This is a genomic window from Streptomyces sp. NPDC079141 (genome assembly GCF_040686775.1).
Lineage (GTDB): Bacteria > Actinomycetota > Actinomycetes > Streptomycetales > Streptomycetaceae > Streptomyces.
The window spans coordinates 65,640-84,015 of sequence record NZ_JBFBLP010000012.1; the positions used below are offsets into that span (position 1 = coordinate 65,640).

General features: G+C 72.0%; 19 protein-coding genes. 12 read left to right on the plus strand and 7 right to left on the minus strand.

Annotation, left to right across the window (positions count from 1 at the left end):
• Positions 1-73 precede the first annotated feature (73 nt).
• Positions 74-574: a MarR family transcriptional regulator gene (locus tag AB0Q90_RS28285; RefSeq protein ID WP_363161102.1), complete on the plus strand. Its 501-nt coding sequence runs from the start codon at positions 74-76 to the stop codon at positions 572-574.
• Positions 575-660: 86 nt separating this feature from the next.
• Entirely contained in the window at positions 661-939 is a 279-nt protein-coding gene (locus AB0Q90_RS28290; RefSeq protein WP_363161101.1) for a hypothetical protein, read from the plus strand.
• Between the two features lie 27 nt (positions 940-966).
• On the opposite strand, the gene AB0Q90_RS28295 is transcribed toward AB0Q90_RS28290, so the two are convergent.
• Positions 967-1,818, minus strand: coding sequence for a diacylglycerol kinase (locus AB0Q90_RS28295; protein WP_363161100.1), 852 nt, complete (start codon positions 1,816-1,818; stop codon positions 967-969).
• A 188-nt stretch (positions 1,819-2,006) separates the two neighbouring features.
• Here AB0Q90_RS28295 and AB0Q90_RS28300 point away from each other — a divergent pair, with 188 nt between their 5' ends.
• Positions 2,007-3,290 carry an adenylosuccinate synthase gene (locus AB0Q90_RS28300; protein ID WP_363161099.1) on the plus strand — a complete coding sequence of 428 codons (1,284 nt, stop codon included), beginning with the start codon at positions 2,007-2,009 and terminating at the stop codon, positions 3,288-3,290.
• Positions 3,291-3,380: 90 nt separating this feature from the next.
• On the opposite strand, the gene AB0Q90_RS28305 is transcribed toward AB0Q90_RS28300, so the two are convergent.
• Positions 3,381-5,876: an FtsX-like permease family protein gene (locus AB0Q90_RS28305; protein WP_363161098.1), complete on the minus strand. Its 2,496-nt coding sequence runs from the start codon at positions 5,874-5,876 to the stop codon at positions 3,381-3,383.
• Complete coding sequence (locus AB0Q90_RS28310) at positions 5,873-6,571, minus strand: ABC transporter ATP-binding protein (RefSeq protein WP_363161097.1); 699 nt, start codon at positions 6,569-6,571, stop codon at positions 5,873-5,875. The genes AB0Q90_RS28305 and AB0Q90_RS28310 overlap by 4 nt, the downstream gene beginning before the upstream one ends.
• A gap of 206 nt (positions 6,572-6,777) precedes the next feature.
• Between AB0Q90_RS28310 and AB0Q90_RS28315 the strand changes: the two genes are divergently transcribed.
• On the plus strand, positions 6,778-8,046 hold the full coding sequence (locus AB0Q90_RS28315) for a sensor histidine kinase (RefSeq protein WP_363161096.1): 1,269 nt from the start codon (positions 6,778-6,780) through the stop codon (positions 8,044-8,046).
• A complete protein-coding gene (locus AB0Q90_RS28320) occupies positions 8,043-8,735 on the plus strand; it encodes a response regulator transcription factor (RefSeq protein ID WP_363161095.1) in 693 nt (230 codons plus the stop codon). The genes AB0Q90_RS28315 and AB0Q90_RS28320 overlap by 4 nt, the downstream gene beginning before the upstream one ends.
• Here AB0Q90_RS28320 and AB0Q90_RS28325 read toward each other — a convergent pair.
• Positions 8,710-9,495, minus strand: a complete 786-nt coding sequence (locus AB0Q90_RS28325; RefSeq protein WP_363161094.1) for an NAD(P)H-binding protein — start codon at positions 9,493-9,495, stop codon at positions 8,710-8,712. The genes AB0Q90_RS28320 and AB0Q90_RS28325 overlap by 26 nt on opposite strands.
• Before the next feature lie 70 nt (positions 9,496-9,565).
• On the opposite strand from AB0Q90_RS28325, the gene AB0Q90_RS28330 reads away from it, so the two are divergent.
• From AB0Q90_RS28330 to AB0Q90_RS28340, 3 genes are all read left to right on the plus strand, one after another.
• Positions 9,566-10,435 (plus strand): sigma-70 family RNA polymerase sigma factor, encoded by an 870-nt coding sequence (locus AB0Q90_RS28330; protein ID WP_363161093.1) that lies wholly within the window; start codon positions 9,566-9,568, stop codon positions 10,433-10,435.
• Between the two features lie 78 nt (positions 10,436-10,513).
• Positions 10,514-10,885 carry a hypothetical protein gene (locus AB0Q90_RS28335; protein WP_363161092.1) on the plus strand — a complete coding sequence of 124 codons (372 nt, stop codon included), beginning with the start codon at positions 10,514-10,516 and terminating at the stop codon, positions 10,883-10,885.
• Between the two features lie 20 nt (positions 10,886-10,905).
• On the plus strand, positions 10,906-14,292 hold the full coding sequence (locus AB0Q90_RS28340) for an NACHT domain-containing protein (protein WP_363161091.1): 3,387 nt from the start codon (positions 10,906-10,908) through the stop codon (positions 14,290-14,292).
• Here the strand turns inward: AB0Q90_RS28340 and AB0Q90_RS28345 are convergent.
• A complete protein-coding gene (locus tag AB0Q90_RS28345) occupies positions 14,268-14,531 on the minus strand; it encodes a DUF397 domain-containing protein (protein ID WP_363161090.1) in 264 nt (87 codons plus the stop codon). The genes AB0Q90_RS28340 and AB0Q90_RS28345 overlap by 25 nt on opposite strands.
• Positions 14,528-15,364 carry a helix-turn-helix transcriptional regulator gene (locus AB0Q90_RS28350; RefSeq protein ID WP_363161089.1) on the minus strand — a complete coding sequence of 279 codons (837 nt, stop codon included), beginning with the start codon at positions 15,362-15,364 and terminating at the stop codon, positions 14,528-14,530. Before AB0Q90_RS28350 ends, AB0Q90_RS28345 begins: the two co-directional genes overlap by 4 nt.
• 124 nt (positions 15,365-15,488) lie before the next feature.
• Between AB0Q90_RS28350 and AB0Q90_RS28355 the strand changes: the two genes are divergently transcribed.
• From AB0Q90_RS28355 to AB0Q90_RS28370, 4 genes are all read left to right on the plus strand, one after another.
• The gene (locus AB0Q90_RS28355; RefSeq protein ID WP_363161088.1) at positions 15,489-15,884 is read left to right on the plus strand and encodes a hypothetical protein; all 396 of its coding nucleotides are present in this window, start codon (positions 15,489-15,491) and stop codon (positions 15,882-15,884) included.
• A gap of 258 nt (positions 15,885-16,142) precedes the next feature.
• Entirely contained in the window at positions 16,143-16,826 is a 684-nt protein-coding gene (locus AB0Q90_RS28360) for a hypothetical protein (RefSeq protein ID WP_363161087.1), read from the plus strand.
• Between the two features lie 117 nt (positions 16,827-16,943).
• Positions 16,944-17,210: a hypothetical protein gene (locus AB0Q90_RS28365; RefSeq protein WP_301982825.1), complete on the plus strand. Its 267-nt coding sequence runs from the start codon at positions 16,944-16,946 to the stop codon at positions 17,208-17,210.
• On the plus strand, positions 17,207-17,659 hold the full coding sequence (locus tag AB0Q90_RS28370; RefSeq protein ID WP_363161086.1) for a hypothetical protein: 453 nt from the start codon (positions 17,207-17,209) through the stop codon (positions 17,657-17,659). The genes AB0Q90_RS28365 and AB0Q90_RS28370 overlap by 4 nt, the downstream gene beginning before the upstream one ends.
• A gap of 42 nt (positions 17,660-17,701) precedes the next feature.
• Here the strand turns inward: AB0Q90_RS28370 and AB0Q90_RS28375 are convergent, their stop codons facing one another.
• Positions 17,702-18,352 carry a hypothetical protein gene (locus AB0Q90_RS28375; RefSeq protein ID WP_363161174.1) on the minus strand — a complete coding sequence of 217 codons (651 nt, stop codon included), beginning with the start codon at positions 18,350-18,352 and terminating at the stop codon, positions 17,702-17,704.
• Positions 18,353-18,376: the final 24 nt, after the last annotated feature.

Below are 18,376 nucleotides of genomic sequence, written 5' to 3' on the forward strand. Positions count from 1 at the left end.
GATTCTGAACGTACGCTACTTTCAGAAATTTGTGAAGTTAAGGAAACGTCAAAACCGTCGTTAGGATGTGCGTATGACGGAATCAGCCGAGGTGGGGCGGGACACGGAAGCCGTGTCGAGGTTCGTCGAGTCCTTCTCGGCGCAGCTCGTCGAGGCCGGGATGCAGCGCATGGCCGCCAGGGTCTTCGTCGCGCTCCTCGCCTCCGACGAGGGCGTGCTCACCTCCGCCGAGCTGGGCGAGCAGTTGCAGATCAGTCCGGCGGCGGTCTCGGGCGCGGTGCGCTACCTCGCCCAGACGCACATGGTCTCGCGCGAGCGGGAGCCCGGTTCGCGGCGCGAGCGGTACCGGGTGCACGGCGATCAGTGGTACGAGGCGCTGACCAACCGTGAGGCCGTCATCAAGCGGTGGGAGGTTGCCCTGCGGGAGGGCGTGCACAGCCTCGGCCCCGACACACCGGCCGGGCGGCGCATGGCCGAGACGCTCGCCTTCTTCGAGTTCATCGAGGTCGAGGTCGCGGAGATGATGGAGCGCTGGCGGGTCCACCGGGACAGGACGTTCGGCAGCGCGGACTGAACACCTGGCGCTCCGCCGCGCGTGACTACGCACGGGGAAGATCGTTGACCGCCTCGGCACGAAACGATCTTCCGAAAGGGCACGACATGTCACGCACCACCCGCAAGCGCACCTACGCCCGCATGGCCGCGGTGCTCCCCGTCCTGGGCCTCGCGCTGGGCGGTTTCACGGTTCCGTCGGCCTCGGCGGCCGCGCCCACGCCCTGCGAGGCCAAGGACGGCGGCTACTACTGCGACATGAACGACATCGCGTCCACGCTCTCGGGCCTCCTCAGCCCGGTGTTCAAGATCACGTGCATCGATCCTCAGGTGCAGACGACGATCATCTGCCGCGTCAACGAGGACAACACGCCCTTCTCCGGGTAAGCCGAGGACGATCTGCCCGCCCGCTCCTCAGCCGGCGGGCAGCGTCAGGCCCAGCGCCCCCTCCCACACCGTCCAGGTCCGCCGCCGTACCGGCCCCGCCTCCGCCGCGTCCGCGCGGTAGCGGAAGTCGGCTCCTGAGACCGTGACGCGGCGGCCGCGGGCCAGCAGGGGGACCGCTTCCGCGCCGACCGAGGCCGGGTGGACCTCCACGGCCGCCGTGCCCGAGCCTCTCGGGGTCACCGAGATGTCCTGCACCGGCTGGTCCAGGTCCACCAGCGTCACCCCGTCGACCTCGACCCGCAGCCGGGAGGGGCCGGGGGCGGAGGTGACCGTCTCGCGGGCGGGGCGGGCCGGCACCAGGGTGCGGCGCAGGGACTTGTACGTTCGCAGCCAGGGCGTGCGCCCCGGCTCCCCGTCCGCCGTCGCCGCCGTGGGCACCGGCGGGATGTGCAGCGCGCCCAGCACGACCCCGTCGCTGTCGTCCACGAGCAGGTCCAGGCGCCGCTCGGCGCCCTCCAGGACGGCGCGCGCCGCCGCCACCGCGCCCGTGGGCACCCCGAGCGCCCCGGCCAGCGACAGCACGCCGCCCACCGGCACCATCGACAGCACGCATCCGGCCAGCTCCCGCTGCCGGTGCAGCAGGGACACCGCGCGCACCAGCGTCCGGTCGTCGCCGACCACCACCGGCCGCCGCGACCCCCGGCGCTGCAACGCACGGGCGAATTCCTCCGGCCCCTCCGGCAGACACACCTTGGTCGCGGCACCCGCGCTGAGCACGTCTTTTGCGATCCGTACGGACTCTCCGTCCGCCCGCCGCGCGATCGGATCGATGACGACCAGCAGCTGTTCGGACGTCGCGGAAGTCGCCACCTCGGCCATGCCTCGCTTCCTCGGGTAGCATCTTTGTGCAAGAGCCCCTTGCGCTATTGCGCCAGGGGCTTCGTCTATTCCGGGGCATCCGGTCCGACGGGTTGCGGCCAACGAAGGTCGCCGGTGTACGCACCCACGTCAAGTGCGGCGTACGCCCCTGACCTTGGACATGCCCCGCCCGGAAGGGGTGTACGCGCGTGCCCGCACTTGTGCTGCTCGGTGCTCAGTGGGGTGACGAAGGCAAGGGAAAGGCCACCGACCTGCTCGGTGGATCTGTGGACTATGTGGTGCGCTACCAGGGCGGCAACAACGCCGGCCACACGGTGGTCGTGGGCGATCAGAAGTACGCCCTGCATCTCCTCCCTTCCGGAATCCTGTCCCCGGGGTGCACCCCGGTCATCGGCAACGGTGTCGTCGTCGACCCCTCTGTCCTGCTCTCCGAGCTGAGCGGACTGAACGACCGCGGCGTCGACACGTCGAAACTTCTCATCAGCGGTAACGCGCACATCATTACGCCGTACAACGTCACCGTTGACAAGGTGACGGAGCGCTTCCTCGGTAAGCGGAAGATCGGCACGACCGGGCGCGGCATCGGACCGACCTACGCGGACAAGATCAACCGCGTCGGCATCCGGGTGCAGGACCTGTACGACGAGTCGATCCTCACCCAGAAGGTGGAGGCGGCCCTCGACGTCAAGAACCAGCTGCTCACCAAGCTCTACAACCGCCGCGCGATCGCCGTGGACCAGGTCGTGGAGGAGCTGCTGGGCTACGCCGACAAGCTCGCGCCGTTCGTCGCCGACACGGTGCTGATCCTCAACCAGGCGCTGGAGGACGACAAGGTCGTCCTGTTCGAGGGCGGCCAGGGCACGCTGCTGGACATCGACCACGGGACCTATCCCTTCGTCACGTCCTCCAACCCCACCGCGGGTGGCGCGTGCACCGGTGCGGGCGTCGGCCCGACGAAGATCAGCCGGGTCATCGGCATCCTCAAGGCGTACACGACCCGTGTCGGCGCGGGCCCGTTCCCGACGGAGCTCTTCGACGCGGACGGCGAGGCGCTGCGCCGGATCGGCGGCGAGCGGGGTGTCACCACCGGCCGTGACCGCCGCTGCGGCTGGTTCGACGCGGTCATCGCGCGGTACGCGACCCGGGTCAACGGCCTGACGGACTTCTTCCTGACGAAGCTCGACGTCCTCACCGGCTGGGAGCAGATCCCGGTCTGTGTGGCCTACGAGATCGACGGCAAGAGGGTCGAGGAGCTGCCGTACTCGCAGTCGGACTTCCACCACGCGAAGCCGGTCTACGAGACGCTCCCGGGCTGGTCCGAGGACATCACCAAGGCGAAGTCCTTCTCCGATCTGCCGAAGAACGCGCAGAACTACGTCAAGGCGCTGGAGGAGATGTCCGGCGCCCCGATCTCCGCGATCGGCGTGGGCCCGGGCCGGGACGAGACGATCGAGGTCAACTCGTTCCTGTAGGACGTGCGTGTGGCTCGTTCCTGTAGGACGTGCGCGTGGTCGAAGGGCGCCCCTTTCCGAGGGGCGCCCTTCTTCCGTTCGGTCTCGGTCTCACTCCGTCCGCAGCGACCTCGCGGTGTCCGTCCGGGCCGCCCAGCCGGCCGGGAGGAGGGCGCCCGCCAGGGCGATCGTCAGGCCGCCGAGGGCGAGCAGGGTCAGCGGGAGCGGGCCGTAGACGGTGAGGAAGGAGTCGGGGAGGTTCATGCCGACGGCGTCGCCCATGAGCGGGGTGACGAAGTGGTGCAGGGCCACGCCGAGCGGGACGCCGACGGCCGCGGCGAGCAGGCCGATGGCGGTGACCGAGGTGAGCACCATGGTGACCGTCTGCCGGGGTGTCATGCCGAGGGACTTGAAGACACCGAGGTCGTGGACGCGGTCCCGGGTGTCGAGGACGACCGTGTTGAGGACGCCCAGGCCCGCGACGCCGACCAGCATCAGGGTGAGCATGGCGATCAGTGCGTTCATGGCGGCGACCACCGAGGAGGAGTTGTCGCCACTGGTGTGCGCGAAGGCGCCGGTGCCGTCCAGGGCCTCGTTCAGCGCGGTCACGTACGCCGACGTGTCCGTGCCGGAGTCCGGCTGGGCGTAGTACCGGTTCGGCTCGGCGTCCAGGCCCAGGGCGGTGAGCGTGTCGGCCCCGGTGAGCAGGAGCATGCCGTCGTCCTCGGTGAAGAACGCCTCGCCGACGATGCGTACGGTCGTGCTGCGGCCCTTCTCGGAGAGGGGCAGGGAGTCGCCGACCCGGACCCCGGCGGCATCGAGGAACCGCTCCGTGACCACGGCCTCGCCGGGCCCGTCGAGCCAGCGGCCCGAGACCAGCGGCGGGGCGGCCCAGGCCGTGTCGCCGTCGTACCCGAGCACCGCGGTCCGGCCCGTGACCCCGGACGCCCGCGCCTCGCCCTGGGCGGTGCTGTAGTAGCGACGGGTGGTCTTCTCGGCCTTCAGCGCGGCGACGACGTCCGCCGGGTCGGCCTCCTGCGCGGGCTGCTGCCCGGGAACGGCGACCACATTGGCCCCGGCGGGCCCGTGCCCCCTGCCCGTCTCCACCGCGACCGGCGCGGCGGAGTCCAGCATCCGCTCCGTCTGCACCGCTGCCAGCGTCATCCCCAGCCCCACCGCGAACGTCACGGTCACGGTGGCGAGGACGACGGCGGCCCCCGTGGTCGCCGACCGCCCGGGCCGGGCGAGGACGCGGGCGAGGCCGAGCCCTACCGGGCGGGGCAGCCGGGGAGCGCCGATGAGGGTTCGGTGTGTCGCGGGGTGCGGGTCTCGTCGTGGTTGCTCGCGCAGTTCCCCGCGCCCCTGAGGCTTGCGGCTTCGCCGCGGCCTCATGAGATGTGCGGGAAGCCCCCGCCGGCCCGCAGCCACCGACGAACCCTCAGCCCGCTCCCTGCCCACCGTGATCGCCTCCACCGTCCGCAGCCGCCCCGCCCGCAGCGCGGGGATCAGCGCGGCCGCGGCGACCAGGGTCAGGGCCACCGCGGGGGCCGAGACGTCGACCCACCAGGGGACGGTTGCCGGAGCCCCGTTGTAGACGTCCTCGACGCTGCCGAGGACCGGCCCGGCGAGGACGTTGCCGAGGGCCACGCCGAGGACGCAGCCGATGGCGGCGGGGGCCAGGGCCTGGGCGACGTAGGCCCGGACGACCTGGGCCGGGGTGAAGCCGAGGGACTTGAGGATGCCGATGCGGCGGGTGGCGGAGCCGACCGTGCCGCTGACGACGATCCCGATGATCAGCACCGACAGTGCCAGGCCGAGCACCCCGAACGCGGCCACGAACGGCACGAAGGCCAGCGCGTTGGCGAGCTGCTCCTGGCGGACGGCCAGGTGGGAGCGGGTCGCGGTCAGCGCGCCCTGCGGGGCCGCCGCCTCGACCGCCGCCCGGCCGTCGGAGACCTCCGCGTCCGTTCCGGCGTCGCGGAAGCGGTAGAGCATCTCGTACCCGGGCGAGTTGGTCTTCGTGGTGAGCGCCTCGGCCTGCGCGGGCGTCACCCAGGCGTCCGCGGTGCCGGTCACGGACCGGGCCAGACCCACGACGGTCAGCGTCGGGGAGTCCGGCAGGTCGGGGAAGTCCAGCCGGGTGCCCACAGGAAGCGCGGACTCGCCCTCCGCCAGCACGATCTCGCCGGGGCGGTCGGCCCACTCCCCCTCGACGACGTCGAGCCGGTCGACCGGCCCGCCGGCCCGGTCCCGTCCCACGACGGTCAGCTCGGGCAGCTTCGCCCCCGCCGGCAGCTCGCCGGACGCCGAGGCCGTGCTCGGGCTCAGTGAAAGGGTGCGGTAGGGGCCGGCCGCCGCGGTGACGCCGGAGGCCCGCGCCGTGGCCGCCAGCTGCGACTCCGTGGCCTTGCCGCCGTCGAACCACGCCGTCAGATGGGCCCCGCGCCGCTCGGCCATGGCGTGGTCGAACGGCGCCCGGGACGCCGTGAGCACCCCGGCGGCCACCACCGACGCGGTGACCGCGATGAGCGTCGTCAGGATCATCACCGTCGTCTGGAGCCGGTGCCGCCCGACCCCGGCGCGCACCACCCCGCCCAGGGCGCTCACCGCAGCACCTCCGCCGTGTCCCGTACGACCCGCCCGTCCACCAGCTCGACGGTGCGCGTCGCGCAGGCCTCGGCCAGCCCCAGGTCATGGGTGACCAGCATGATCGTCTGCCCGTCCGCGTTGAGCGCGGCCAGCAGCTCCCGTACGTCCTCCCCGGAGGCGGAGTCCAGCGCGCCCGTCGGCTCGTCGGCCAGCAGCAGCGCGGGACGGTTCATCAGGGCGCGGGCCACCGCCACCCGCTGCCGCTCCCCGCCGGACAGCCGCCCCGGCCGGCCACCGGCGTGCCGGGCGATGCCGAGGTGGTCCAGCAGGTCCGCGGCACGGCGGCGGGCCTCGGCGCGGGGCACCCCGGCCAGCTGGGCGGGCAGCAGGACGTTCTCCTCGACCGTCAGGTCGTCCAGCAGGTTGAAGAACTGGAACACCATCCCGATCCGCGCCCGCCGGTACTTCGCCGACGCGGTCTCGCCCAGCGAGTCCACCCGCAGCCCGTCCACGGTGACACTGCCGCCGCTCGGCCGGTCGAGCCCCGCGATCAGATTGAGCAGCGTGGACTTGCCGCTGCCCGACGGCCCGAGCACGGCCACCGCCTCCCCGGCCCGCACACTCAGGCTGACCCCGTCGAGCGCCGGGGGCCCTTCCCCGTAGGCACGGCTCACGTCGTGGACATGGACAAGGGGCCCTGCGGTGGTGGTCATGATGCTGCCTCCCGGCGGACGACGGACGGTTCGGCGTGACGCTAGGCGCGGGCCGGGCCCCGGGGCGTCGCCCGCGGCGGCGAGCGGGACTGCCGTAGCGGGAGGACCCGCGCGGCACGTCATCCCTGAGATGTACGCGGCGGATGTACGGCCCGTCGGCGGCGGGAGGGATGTGACCGGCGCCGGTCGCTTGCCAGACTGGGCGCATGAACGGGGTGGCGGGCGTGCGGCGATGGCGGACCGGTGTCGCGGCGCTGCCGCGCCCGTCGTGGTGGATGTGGACGGCGGACGTGCTGCTCGCGCTGGTCCTGGCCGCCAGTACGGCGGACGGCGCCACGGTCCAGGACAAGGCCGCGCCCAATGTGATCCAGCCCGACGACCCTTTCGCCCCGCCGCTGCCGGTGCCGCCGCTGCCGCCCCCGGGACCGATGAGCCCGGACGCCGGCACGCTCCTCCTGGCCGTCCTGACGGCCCTGCCCCTGGCCCTGCGGCGGCGCTACCCGCTCGCCGTGTTCTGGTCCGTGCTCACCCTGACCCTGCTGTTCAACCAGCGCTCCGAAGCGGCCGAGCCGACCGTGTACACGTTCCTGACGTGCGTGGTCGCCGCGTACAGCGCCGCCATCCACAGCCCGCACCGGCTGCACACCCTGGCCTGCCTGGTGGTGGGCGCCGTCGTGATGGCGGTGTTCCACGAGGAGTACTTCCCCTACTTCACCCCCGGTTTCGTGCCGGTCGTGGTGCTGCTCGGGGTGGGGCTCGGGGCGAACGCCATCCACACCTGGCAGCAGCGCGTCCGCGACCTCCAGGAACAGCAGCAGGCCGCCACCCGCCTCGCCGTCGAGCTCGAACGGGCCCGGATCGCCCGTGAGTTGCACGACGTCGTCACCCACAATGTGAGCGTGATGGTGATCCAGGCGGGCGCGGCCCGCAAGGTGATGGACGCGGCGCCCGAGCGGGCCCGCGAGGCGCTGCTGGCCGTGGAGGCGGGCGGCCGTACGGCGATGGCGGAACTGCGCCATGTCATGGGCCTGTTGACCATGGACGACGAGGGCCGCGACCCGGACGTGGACCCGGATCTCGCCCCCCAGCCGGGCCTGGGCCGGCTCACCGCGCTCACCGACCGCGTCCGCGCGACCGGCGTCCCCGTCGACCTCACCGTCACCGGCACCCCGGCCCCGCTCGCCCCCGGCGTCGACCTGGCCGCGTACCGCGTGGTCCAGGAGGCGCTCACCAACGTCGTCCGGCATGCCGCGGGCGCGCGTGTGCGGGTCGCGGTCGAGCACACCCCGGACGCCGTGCACGTCGAGGTCTCCGACACCGGGGGCACCTCCGCAGCCCCGGCAGGACCCGGCAGCGGCCGCGGCCTCCTCGGCCTGCGCGAACGCCTCGCCCTCTACGGCGGCACCCTGGAGGCGGGCACCCGGCCCACGGGGGGCTTCCGGGTGCGTGCGGTGATCCCGGCGGAGGCGCCATGACGACGCCCACGGCCGCCGCACCACGCGTCGTCATCGCCGACGACCAGGCCCTCGTCCGCACCGGCTTCTCCCTGATCCTCACCGCGGACGGCATCGACGTCGTGGCGGAGGCGGCCGATGGCGAGGAGGCCCTGGAGGCGGTCCGGCGGACCCGTCCCGACCTGGTCCTGATGGACGTACGGATGCCGGGCCTGGACGGCCTGGAGGCCACGCGCCGCATCCTCTCCGGCACGGTCGTCCCCGACCCGCCGCGCGTCCTGATCCTCACCACGTACGACCTGGACCGTTACGTCTACGCGGCGCTCACCGCGGGCGCCAGCGGCTTCCTGCTCAAGGACGTCACCCCCGAACACCTCGTCGCCGCCGTCCGTCTCGCCCGCTCCGGCGACGCGCTGCTCTCCCCGGCCATCACCCGCCGCCTCGTCGAACGCTTCGTCTCCCAGGACACCCGCACCGCGGCCCTCCACCGCGACCTGGCCGTCCTCACCCCACGCGAGGTCGAGGTCCTCCAGGCCCTCGGCACGGGCCTGAGCAACGCCGAACTCGCCACCCGCTTCACCCTCAGCGAGGCCACCGTGAAGACCCACGTGGCCCGCATCCTGTCCAAACTCCGCCTGCGGGACCGCGCGCAGGCGGTGGTGGTGGCGTACGAGACGGGGCTGATCACGCCGGGAGCAGGCGGCCGTTGAGAAAGTCCGCCCAGCTCCGCCTGCCCGTGTCAGCTCCTACGAGGGTCAGGTTGGCGCCCGCCCGGTAGGCGCGGCCCGCCTTGCCGGGGATGCGGACCGGCAGCATCGGGCGGCGCCTGTCCTTCGCCGCCAGGTAGCCGCGGAGCAGGTCGCCGAGAGCGTGCACCTCCGGTCCCGCGAGGTCGGGAACGCGTCCGGCGGGCGCGCCGAGGGCCAGCTCCACCAGCCGGTCCGCCACCTCCCCGGCGTCCACCGGCTGCATCCGCAGCCCGCCCGGCACCGGCACGACCGGCAGCTTCGTCATCTTCTCGGCCATCATCAGCACCAGGTCGTGGAACTGGGCGGCCCGCAGCGTGCTGAACGGGATGCCCGACTCGGCGATGATCCGCTCCGACTCCAGCTTGGTGCGCAGCCAGGCCAGCGGGACGGTGTCCGCGCCGATCACCGAGATGTACACCAGGTGCCGTACGCCGGCAGCCTGCGCGGCCCGGACCAGGTTGGCGGTCGCGAGGTCGTCGCCCTTCTGCCCGCCCGCCAGGTGCAGCACGGTGGCAACCCCGGCCAGCGCCGCCTCGGGGCTCTCCTTCAGCAGGTCGCAGGCCACGTACTCGACGCCGTCCGCGCTCTCGCGCGCGGTCCGGCACAGGACCCGCACCTCGTGCCCGGCGGCGCGCAGCAGCGGGACGACGAGACGGCCGAGGGTGCCGGTGCCGCCGGTGACGAGGACGGGGGCGGGGGCGGGGGTGTTCTTCGCGGTCATGAGCTTCTCCCTCAGAGGCGTATCGAGTGATCTACTGAGGTGACCCGCCGGCCGGAAGGAATGTGACACGGTGCCCGAACCCGATTTTCTGACGCGGCAGTTCGAGGAGCATCGGCCCAGGCTGCGGGCGGTCGCGTACCGGATGCTCGGCTCGCCGATCGAGGCGGACGACGCCGTCCAGGACGCCTGGCTGCGGGTCGACCGCGCGGACACCTCCGACGTGGAGAACCCGGCCGCCTGGCTCACCACGGTCGTGGCCCGGGTCTGCCTGAACATGCTCCGGTCCCGCGATACGCGCCGCGAGGAGACGCTGGAAGCGGCGGAGCGCACCCCGGCCGCGGCCGTCGAACCCGAGGAGGAGGCGCTGCTCGCCGACTCGGTCGGTCTCGCGCTGCTGATCGTCCTCGACACGCTCTCGCCCGCCGAACGCCTCGCGTTCGTGCTGCACGACATGTTCCAGGTGCCGTTCGACGAGATCGGCCTGCTGCTGGAGAAGTCCCCGGCGGCCACCCGCCAGCTCGCCAGCCGGGCCCGCCGCCGGGTCAAGGGCGCGCCCGCCCCCGAGGCCGACCTGCCCCGCCGCCGCGAGGCGGTCGGCGCCTACCTCGCCGCCACCCGCGGCGGCGACTTCGACGCGCTGCTCGCCCTGCTCCACCCCGACGTCGTCCTGCACGCCGACCCGGCGGTCGTCCCCACCCCCGAGCCGATCTTCCTCGGCGGCGCCCGCACGGTCGCCCAGGCCGCGCTGGCCTCCACGGGCCGCGCCCGGTTCTCGGACCTCGTCCTGGTCGACGGCCGGCTGGGCGTCGCGTCCATGGAGGCGGGCCGCCTGCGCGTGGTCCTCCGGTTCACCTTCGACGACGGTCTGATCACCGCCGTCGAGGTCATCGGCGAGCCGCACCGGCTGGCGGAACTGGAGCTGGCCGTACCGGCCGCGTAGCTTCTCCGCCCAACTCCTCCCCGGACGCGCCCCTTTGCCCTACCCTCGACGCACAGTACGTACGGGGGAGGGGTGTACGTGGAGATCGCACCCGAACTTCTGATGGCGCTGGCCTCGGGCACGGTGGGTGCCGCGGGGCAGCAGATCTGGGAGTCCTTGCGGAGTCTGGTGAGGCGCGGCGAGGGCGGCGAGGGCGAGTTGACGGCCCTGGACGGTGCGGCGGACGACGCCGAGCGGGCCCGGGAGCTGGCGGGGGTGCTCGCGCTGCGGGCCTCGCAGGACCCGGCGTTCGCGCAGGCGCTGGAGGCGTGGCGGCGGGACGCGGAGGCGGCGTGGAGCGAGGCGCGGACCGGCGCCGGTGACACCCACAACGAGATCTCCGGGGGCACCTTCAACGGCCCGGTGGTCCAGGCGCGGGACATCAACGGCCCCATGAACTTCGGCCGTTAGCCAGGACACGGGCTACGGCGATGCCGGGGGAGCGCGACGAGGGCATCCGGACGGACAACAGGATCTCCGGGGGCACCTATCAGGCGGCGGTCGTCCAGGTGGGTTCGGTCGGCACGCTGCACATCAACAGCCCACGGCCCGAGGAGCATTCGGCCGAGGCGCGGTCGGCGCGGCGGTGGCTGGCGCTGGGTGTGGCGGTGGCGGGGGCGGTCGTCGCCTTCGTGATGCCGCCGGTGGGCGTCGTGGTGCTGGTTGTGGGGCTCGTGTGGTGGCTCGTCCTGCGGGTGCAAGAACGACGGGGCCCGCGGCGCAGGCCTACAGCGGCACAACTCGCGCGCATGGCCCAGGAGATGGCGGCGGTCCTCACCGAGGAGTATGCGCGCGAGGAGAACCAGCTGCATGTCCACGACCCCGCACCCATCCCCGTACGGTGGACGGCGGCCAGCCCGCTGCTGAGCGACCACGAGGCGAATGTCCGCCGGATGCCGGTCGGGGCGGAGCCCGCCGCCTCGGGCCAACCCATGGACCTGACCGGCGACTTCGACGCAATCGGCCCCTTCTTCGAGACCGTCCCCAGCCGTCGGCTGGTGGTTCTCGGCGCTCCAGGGGCCGGGAAATCGGCGTTGGTCCTTCACCTGGCCCGAGCCCTGCTGCGCGACCGCGCCCCCGAAGACCCCGTCCCCGCCCTCCTCCCGATCGCTTCCTGGAACCCGACGGAGGAGGACCTCTGGCACTGGGCGTGCCGACGCCTGTCCGCCCAGCACCCGGCCGCCCTGCGCACCCCGCAGGTGGCCCACGACCTCATCACCTCCGGCCGGATCCTCCCGATCCTCGACGGCTTCGACGAACTCCCCGAACCCACCCGCCCCAAGGCCCTAGCGAGCCTGCGCCGCAGCCTGAACGACCCCGCCCGGCTCGTCCTCACCTGCCGCATCGAGGAGTACGAGGAGGCAGTCGCCGAGGCCCACACGGTGCTGCCCGCCGCGGCGGTCGTCGAGCTACGCCCGCTCGACGTCGACGACCTGAAGGCATACCTGCCGCGCACGGCACCGCGCACGGACCCGCTGGAGGAGACCACCACCAAATGGAGCCCTGTACTGGCGAGGCTGGCGGACGAGGACGACCAGGCCCCCGAGGTCGTGGCCCTGCGCTCGGTGCTGGGTACTCCGCTGATGGTGAGCCTTGCCCGGGTGGCCTACAGCGAGACGCGGGAGGATCCCGGGGAGCTGCTGGAGGAGGAGCGGTTCCGTGAACCGGCCGCGGTGGAACGGCACTTGTACGAGGCGTTCCTGACCGCCACGTACGAGAACGGCAGCGGGTCGCGGTGGAGCGGGGAACAGGCTCGGCGGTGGGTGGGGTATCTCGCCGCCCAGTTGCGGAGCAAGGGAGAGCAGGACATCGCGTGGTGGCGGCTGGGGGACGCGGTGCCGTGGCCGGTGCGGTGGCTGGGGACGGGGCTGGCGGTGGTCGTCGCGGCCGTCGCCGTGGGGTTGACGAGTTTCGACTATCCCCGGTGGCGGGACTGGGTTCCGGTGCCGCCGTGGCTGGCAGTGCTGGTGCTGGGGTCGGTGGCGGCGCTGCTGGACTGGGCCGTCGCGCCGCCCGCGTATCCGCCGCAGCGGTTGTCCTGGCCGGGGCGGGAGGAGTGGCGGGGCCTTGGAGTGAGGGCGCGAGCCATGTGGGCCCCCGCGCTGGCCGGCCTGGGCATCGTGGCAGGCGTGGATTACCTGGTGGACGATGTGTCGCTGCTCTGGGGCATTCCCGTGGCGTGGACCGCAGGCGTGCTGGCAGTGGCGGCCTTCACCTACATGCTGGGGATGCTGAGCCGCCCGGCTGATCCGGCCGATGCCCGGGAGCCCGCCGCGCTGCTGCGCACGGACCACCTCACCCAGCTGGTGCTCGGCCTCTTCGCGATCCTGCGACCGACCAACCGGCGCTGGGCGACCGAGGCGGTGCTGCTGAGCGTCTTCCTCCTGGTGTGCCTGTGGCAGGTCACGGTGGAGCACCGGGCGATGAGCGGACCTGCCTGGCTGCGGACGTTCGCTCTCGTGCTCCTGGCGTGGCTGCTGTGCAGATGGTCGGTGTCCGCCGCGGGCCGACTGGCCGTCGCTCGGTTCTACTTCGCCCTCACCGGCGTGCTGCCCTGGCGCGTGATGGACTTCCTGGGCGACGCACACCGCCGTGGCGTGCTGCGCCAGTCCGGAGGGCTGTACCGCTTCCGCCACATCGAGCTGCGCAACCGGCTTGCCGAGGCGCACGGAGTCACCGCGGACGGCGACAGCGGCCAGGATCCGGCCCAGCGGGAGGCGGCTCCCGAAGGTTTCGGCGGTCAAGTGGTCGCCAATCAAATGCTGTTCGGGCTGGCCGCCGCCGGCTTGCTCCTGTATGCCGATCCTCACCTCACGTACCCGTACCAAGAGCTCGCGTCACCCTGCGCGCTCATTTCTCCCGCCCAGGTGAGGGAGGCGATCGTCGATCCTGTCAGGGACACCGACTCGGCATCGTCCGGCTGTGTCTACTACGAGAGATCGCGGTCCCGCCCGGCTCGCAGGATCGTCGTCAGCTCAACGGCCATGAGCGCGTCCTGGGGTGTCACCGGCCCCGAGGAGGCGGCGTGGGAGATGCGGTGGGACAGCAGGTTGCCGCTTCCGGGACTCGGGGACGAGTGGTTCGCGTCGGTGGATCCTGACGGACCGCGCAATGCGTTGCAGTCCACCTTCAACATACGGGTGGGCAACCTCATCATCACCGTGTCCTACGCCGAGGCAGGCGCCCCCCGCGACCGGGTGACCGCGGTGGCTCGCACCCTGGCCGAGGAGGCCCTGCGCCGGTTCGGGGTACCGCCGGAGAAGATCGGCTCCGCCGGCCGCACGCCGGCCGACGTGCCCTCGGTGAAGCCGTCGACCATCAACTACCGGGAGCCGGAGCGAGGCCTCCATGGCGCCGTCTGGGGCAAGGGCGAATCCACGGACTACCTGACCCTCAACCGGATGAGCATCGTCGTGCGCACACCAAAGGACCTGTACTGCGATCGCACCCGGGCCGTCCAGGAGGACAGGGAGTACGCCAGCGGGTGCGGGGTGAGAGATGCCGAGGGCGTGGAGTTGGACATCGCGGACCGCACCTGCCACAAGGACGGCTGCTCACCGTTGGAGATCCGCAACTTCATGCAAGGACGCCCGGGTGGGCCGACGGCGTCTTGGCGCATCGATCAGGAGACGGGCGTGGAGTACGCGGTGAGCCGACCGGGGGCCGGGCGCTACGAGATGTCCCTCTTCGCCCTGCACACCGCGGACGACGGCCGTCCCCACCTGGTGTGGCTCCGCGTGAACGGCGACGAGAAGAAGCACGCCACGCAGGTCCAGAAGATCGTGAACAGCGCCTATACGCAGGTGACGGCACCGTAGCCGTGGAGGAACGCGGCCCAGGCGTCGCCGGTGAGGGTGAGGATGGGGCCGTCGGGGGTTTTGGAGTCGCGGATGTGTATGGCGGGGAGGGCAGGGTCGGGGGCGACTTCGAGGCAGTTGCCGCCGCCGCCGTCGCTGTATGACGACTTGCGCCAGTCGTAGGCGACTTCGACGCAGTCGCCGCCACCACCGTCGCTGTAACTGGACTTGAACCACCGCAGGGCTTCGGTGCCGGTCATCGTTCCTCTCCTGCCAGCCGTTCGATGAGGTCCAGCGAGTCGTCGGGACTTAGGGCCTGTGCGCGGATCTTCGCATAGCGGTGGGCCAGTTGGGACACCTCCGCCGGATCGGCGACCAGCAATGCCTGGTCCTCGATCTCCATGTACACGACGTGCTGGTGCTCGCCGGTCTCCACGAGCTTCATCGGCCCGCGGTCGCCCGCGTACGTTCCGCGCATCCCGCGGTCCAGCGGGAGCACCTGCACACAGACATTGTCCCTCCGTGCGTCCTCGGCGAGCGAGCACAACTGCGCGCGCAGGATCTCCCCGCTGCCGAACGGCCGTCGCAGCACGCTCTCTTCCAGAACCAGCTCGATCATCGGGGCCGGGTTACGACCGAAGAGCCGCTTGCGGAGCATCCGCGCCTCGACCAGCTCCTCCCGCTTCCGCTCGGACACCGGCGGATAACTGCCACCGATCAGCGCCCGCGCGTACTCCTCCGTCTGAAACAGGCCATCGACGACCAGGGTCTGGTACGAGCAGAGCGTGACCGCCCCCGCCTCCATCTCCGCGAAGCCCCGGAACCGCTTCGGATACTTCTCCAGCAGCATCCACCTGCGGGCCTCCTCGAAGACCCCCAACCCGCCCCCGATCACCTCCTCCAGCTTCACCAGCATCTGATCGCTCGCGGGCTGGGCGCACGTCTCCATCGCGCTCACCGCGGACCCCGTGAAACCGAGCCGCTTGCCCAACTGCTCCTGCGAGAGCCCCGACTGCTCGCGCAGTGCTTTCGCCAGGGCGGCGACCATGTGGGCCGTACCGCCTGCCTCCGACTTGTTCTCGGTCCGCGCCATCGCGGTCACCCCCGGACTCAACCGAACTCAACCGGTCACAACTGGCCACCGCCCGTTCCCAACCGCCCTCGACCGGCGACGCAGAGTTATGGAAACGCTAGCCCCGCCTGCGGAAACTAACCCCGTGAGCACACAAAGTGACCTGAATTGGATCCCCCGTACCGGCATCGAACTCCGCAAGGCGGGAGTCCAGTTCGACGCCGTTCGTATCGACGGCGACGAGGGAAGGTCCGTCGCCGACCGCCTCGCCCGCATGACCGGCGGCGACCCCGGACCCGTGGTGGAGACGGCCACCGGCTGTCGAGGGGTCTACTTCCTGGTCCCGGTCGGCAGCGTCGCCCACCGGCCGTGGCCACCGGGCGTCACGCGGCTCACGGCGGGCCCGCGGCATGTGTCGTACATCCCCGTCCCAGCCCTCAACAACCAGACCTGGCCGCTGAGTTGGCGCTACCGCCCCACGGCACCCGACCACCTGGTCCACACGCTGCTCCTGCGCACCGCCCTTCACTCCGGAGAGTGAAAACCCCAAGTGCGGCTTGCGTTCGTTACTTTGCGTGCACATAGAGTCACGCCAGCACGACGACAAAGAAACGCCCCCGCGGTGCGGGAACACCCGGGGGCTCGACAACAGGAGCTAACCCTCCCGATGCGCATCCATCGTACGACGCCCACGCGCGCTTTTTCCGTCTTCTCCAACGCTCTTCTCCGCGACCGGAGCATCTCCTGGTGCGCGGTAGGCGTACTGACGTACCTATTGAGCCTCCCCGACGGGGCCCGCGTGGACATCCGCACCCTCGCCGAGCAGCGCAAGGAGGGGCGGTCCCGGATCGCGTCCGCCCTGCATGAGCTGGAGGATTCCCGGTATCTGCGGCGCGTGGTCCACAAGAGCCGCGACACGGGTCAACTCTCCACCGTCTACGAGGTGTTCGACACTCCGTACGAGGACGAGCCACCGAAGGGTGATTTCCCGGAACCCGAAAACCTGGCCTCCGGCGAGTCGGCCGACGAGCCGTCGGGCGCGCCCCCTTCGGGGGAAAAGACCGGGGAGAAAGAACCTCCCTCCCCGCCTCCGCCAGCGCCGAGCGCAGCGCCCGCGCCCAGCGAGCGCACCGCGCTCGCCGCGGGGCTGCTCGGCTCCCTCGGCCGCGTCGATCCCAGGCTCACCCTCGGCGCCGCCGAGGCGTTACGGCTCGCGCCGCTGGTGGAGGCGTGGTGGGACGCGGGGGCGAGCAGCGCGCAGGTGCGGGCGGCGCTGACGGACGGGCTGCCGAGGCGCGTGTACTCGGCTAGCGCACTGGTCGAGAACCGCTTGCGCCGCAAACGCCCGGTGGTAGCCGCCGTGCCGGTCACGACCGTCGGGGTCGAACTGCGCAGACCCGGCACGACCGCCTGCCGCGAGGCCGCCCAACGCGGCGGCGCACTGGCGCGGGCGCTGCTGCGAGGGCTGCCGGCGCCTGCGTAGGCGCACACAGACTCCCGGCCGCGCGTCCGTGCGGCCGGGTCCTTCGAGAGAAACGGAGTGTCGATGACCATCGCACTCGTACGCCCGGAGACGGTATACCGACGGTATACTTTGCTCATGGCTGACACCACCATCAAGGTCGACCCCGCTGTCCGTGACCGCCTCCAGGAGCTCGCCCGCGAGCGCGGCATGAGCATGCGGGACTTCGTGGCGGAGCTGGCCGGGGCCACGCCCACCAAGGAAGAGCTGCGCAAGCGGTACGAGGAGACCAAGGCGTACGTCGAGGAGCACTTCCTCGGCAGGCCTTACACCGAGGAGGACGAGAAGGCCGGCGAGAAGCTGTGGGCCGACCTGGAGGCCGGGCGCATCGGGGAGGTCCAGTGAGCGGGGAGCAGAGCGCGGAGCGGTATCCGCTGCCGCGTGCCGTGATCTTCGACGACACCGCCGCGCTCGCGCTGGGGGCCGGGAACAGCATGGCCTCCCGGCTCGTCGTCGAAGCCGAGAAGGATTCCGCCCTGCGGGTCTACATCCCCGCGGTCAGTCTCGCCGCGGCCGAGCGCGAGCGCGCGGGGGTCGCCGAGCACCTCGGCGCATTGCCGTCCGTCCATATCGAAGGGCTCGACTTCGCGGCGGCGGCAGCCGTGGGCAAGCGCCTGCGGACGGCGGCATCCGCGGACGAGGGCAAGGACGAGGCCGACTGGAGCGGCGCGCATGTGCTGCATCTCGCCCTGCCCACAGTCGAGTGGCCGCGCGGCCGTCCTGTCCTGACCAGGACACCGGCGCGCTACCGCGGCACCGGCATCCGCACCATCCGCATCGTCGAGCAGAACTGACGGCGACCGGCAGGGAAGGGCGCCCGTCCCCCCGGGTGCCCTTCAGCTGAAGATGATCATCGAACCCTGCGCCAGACTCCGCGTCGCCGCCGCGTGCAGGCCCAGCCAGACGTGGCGTTCGCGGGCGAAGGGGCTGGGGTCGTAGGGGGCGGGTACGGCCGGCTCTTCCAAGTCCGTGGGGGCCGCGGGGGGTTGCGGGGCCGCCGGGGGGTTGGCCGGGTCGATGCCGATCGTCGGGGCCACGAACTCCAGTTCCCGCAGCAGCGTCTGGGAGGAGCCCAACGGGCCGCCGCCGGCGAGGAGTTCGTCGCTGGAGAGGGGGTGCGGGAAGTCGACGGGGACGTAGGCGCCCGCGTGGTCGTAGTGCCAGACCAGGTGGGACTGCTGGGCCGTCGCCTCGAACATCTCCAGGAGTTGCTCGTAGTCGCCGCCGAGTTCGTCGACCGGGGTCACCGGCAGACCGCAGACCTGGAGCAGATACGCGCGGCGCAGGAAGTGCAGGGCGTCGTAGTCGAAGCCGGCCACCGGGGCGACCTCGCCGGACAGGCCCGGCATGTACTGGTACACCGGCACCGGCGGCAGCCCGGCCTCGGCGAGCACCTTGTTGTATTGCGCGAGTTCTTCGGCGAACGGGTTGTCGGGGGTGTGGCACAACACGTCGACGAGCGGTACCAGCCACAGGTCACAGGCCAAAGGGGGCTCCCTCACGTAGCGCGG

Bases quoted from the DNA above. Each gene is read 5' to 3' on its own strand.
- AB0Q90_RS28285 (WP_363161102.1), top strand. From the start codon at position 74: ATGACGGAATCAGCCGAGGTGGGGCGGGACACGGAAGCCGTGTCGAGG.
- AB0Q90_RS28290 (WP_363161101.1), top strand. From the start codon at position 661: ATGTCACGCACCACCCGCAAGCGCACCTACGCCCGCATGGCCGCGGTG.
- AB0Q90_RS28295 (WP_363161100.1), bottom strand. From the start codon at position 1,818: ATGGCCGAGGTGGCGACTTCCGCGACGTCCGAACAGCTGCTGGTCGTC.
- AB0Q90_RS28310 (WP_363161097.1), bottom strand. From the start codon at position 6,571: ATGACCACCACCGCAGGGCCCCTTGTCCATGTCCACGACGTGAGCCGT.
- AB0Q90_RS28315 (WP_363161096.1), top strand. From the start codon at position 6,778: ATGAACGGGGTGGCGGGCGTGCGGCGATGGCGGACCGGTGTCGCGGCG.
- AB0Q90_RS28320 (WP_363161095.1), top strand. From the start codon at position 8,043: ATGACGACGCCCACGGCCGCCGCACCACGCGTCGTCATCGCCGACGAC.
- AB0Q90_RS28325 (WP_363161094.1), bottom strand. From the start codon at position 9,495: ATGACCGCGAAGAACACCCCCGCCCCCGCCCCCGTCCTCGTCACCGGC.
- AB0Q90_RS28340 (WP_363161091.1), top strand. From the start codon at position 10,906: ATGCCGGGGGAGCGCGACGAGGGCATCCGGACGGACAACAGGATCTCC.
- AB0Q90_RS28345 (WP_363161090.1), bottom strand. From the start codon at position 14,531: ATGACCGGCACCGAAGCCCTGCGGTGGTTCAAGTCCAGTTACAGCGAC.
- AB0Q90_RS28350 (WP_363161089.1), bottom strand. From the start codon at position 15,364: ATGGCGCGGACCGAGAACAAGTCGGAGGCAGGCGGTACGGCCCACATG.
- AB0Q90_RS28365 (WP_301982825.1), top strand. From the start codon at position 16,944: ATGGCTGACACCACCATCAAGGTCGACCCCGCTGTCCGTGACCGCCTC.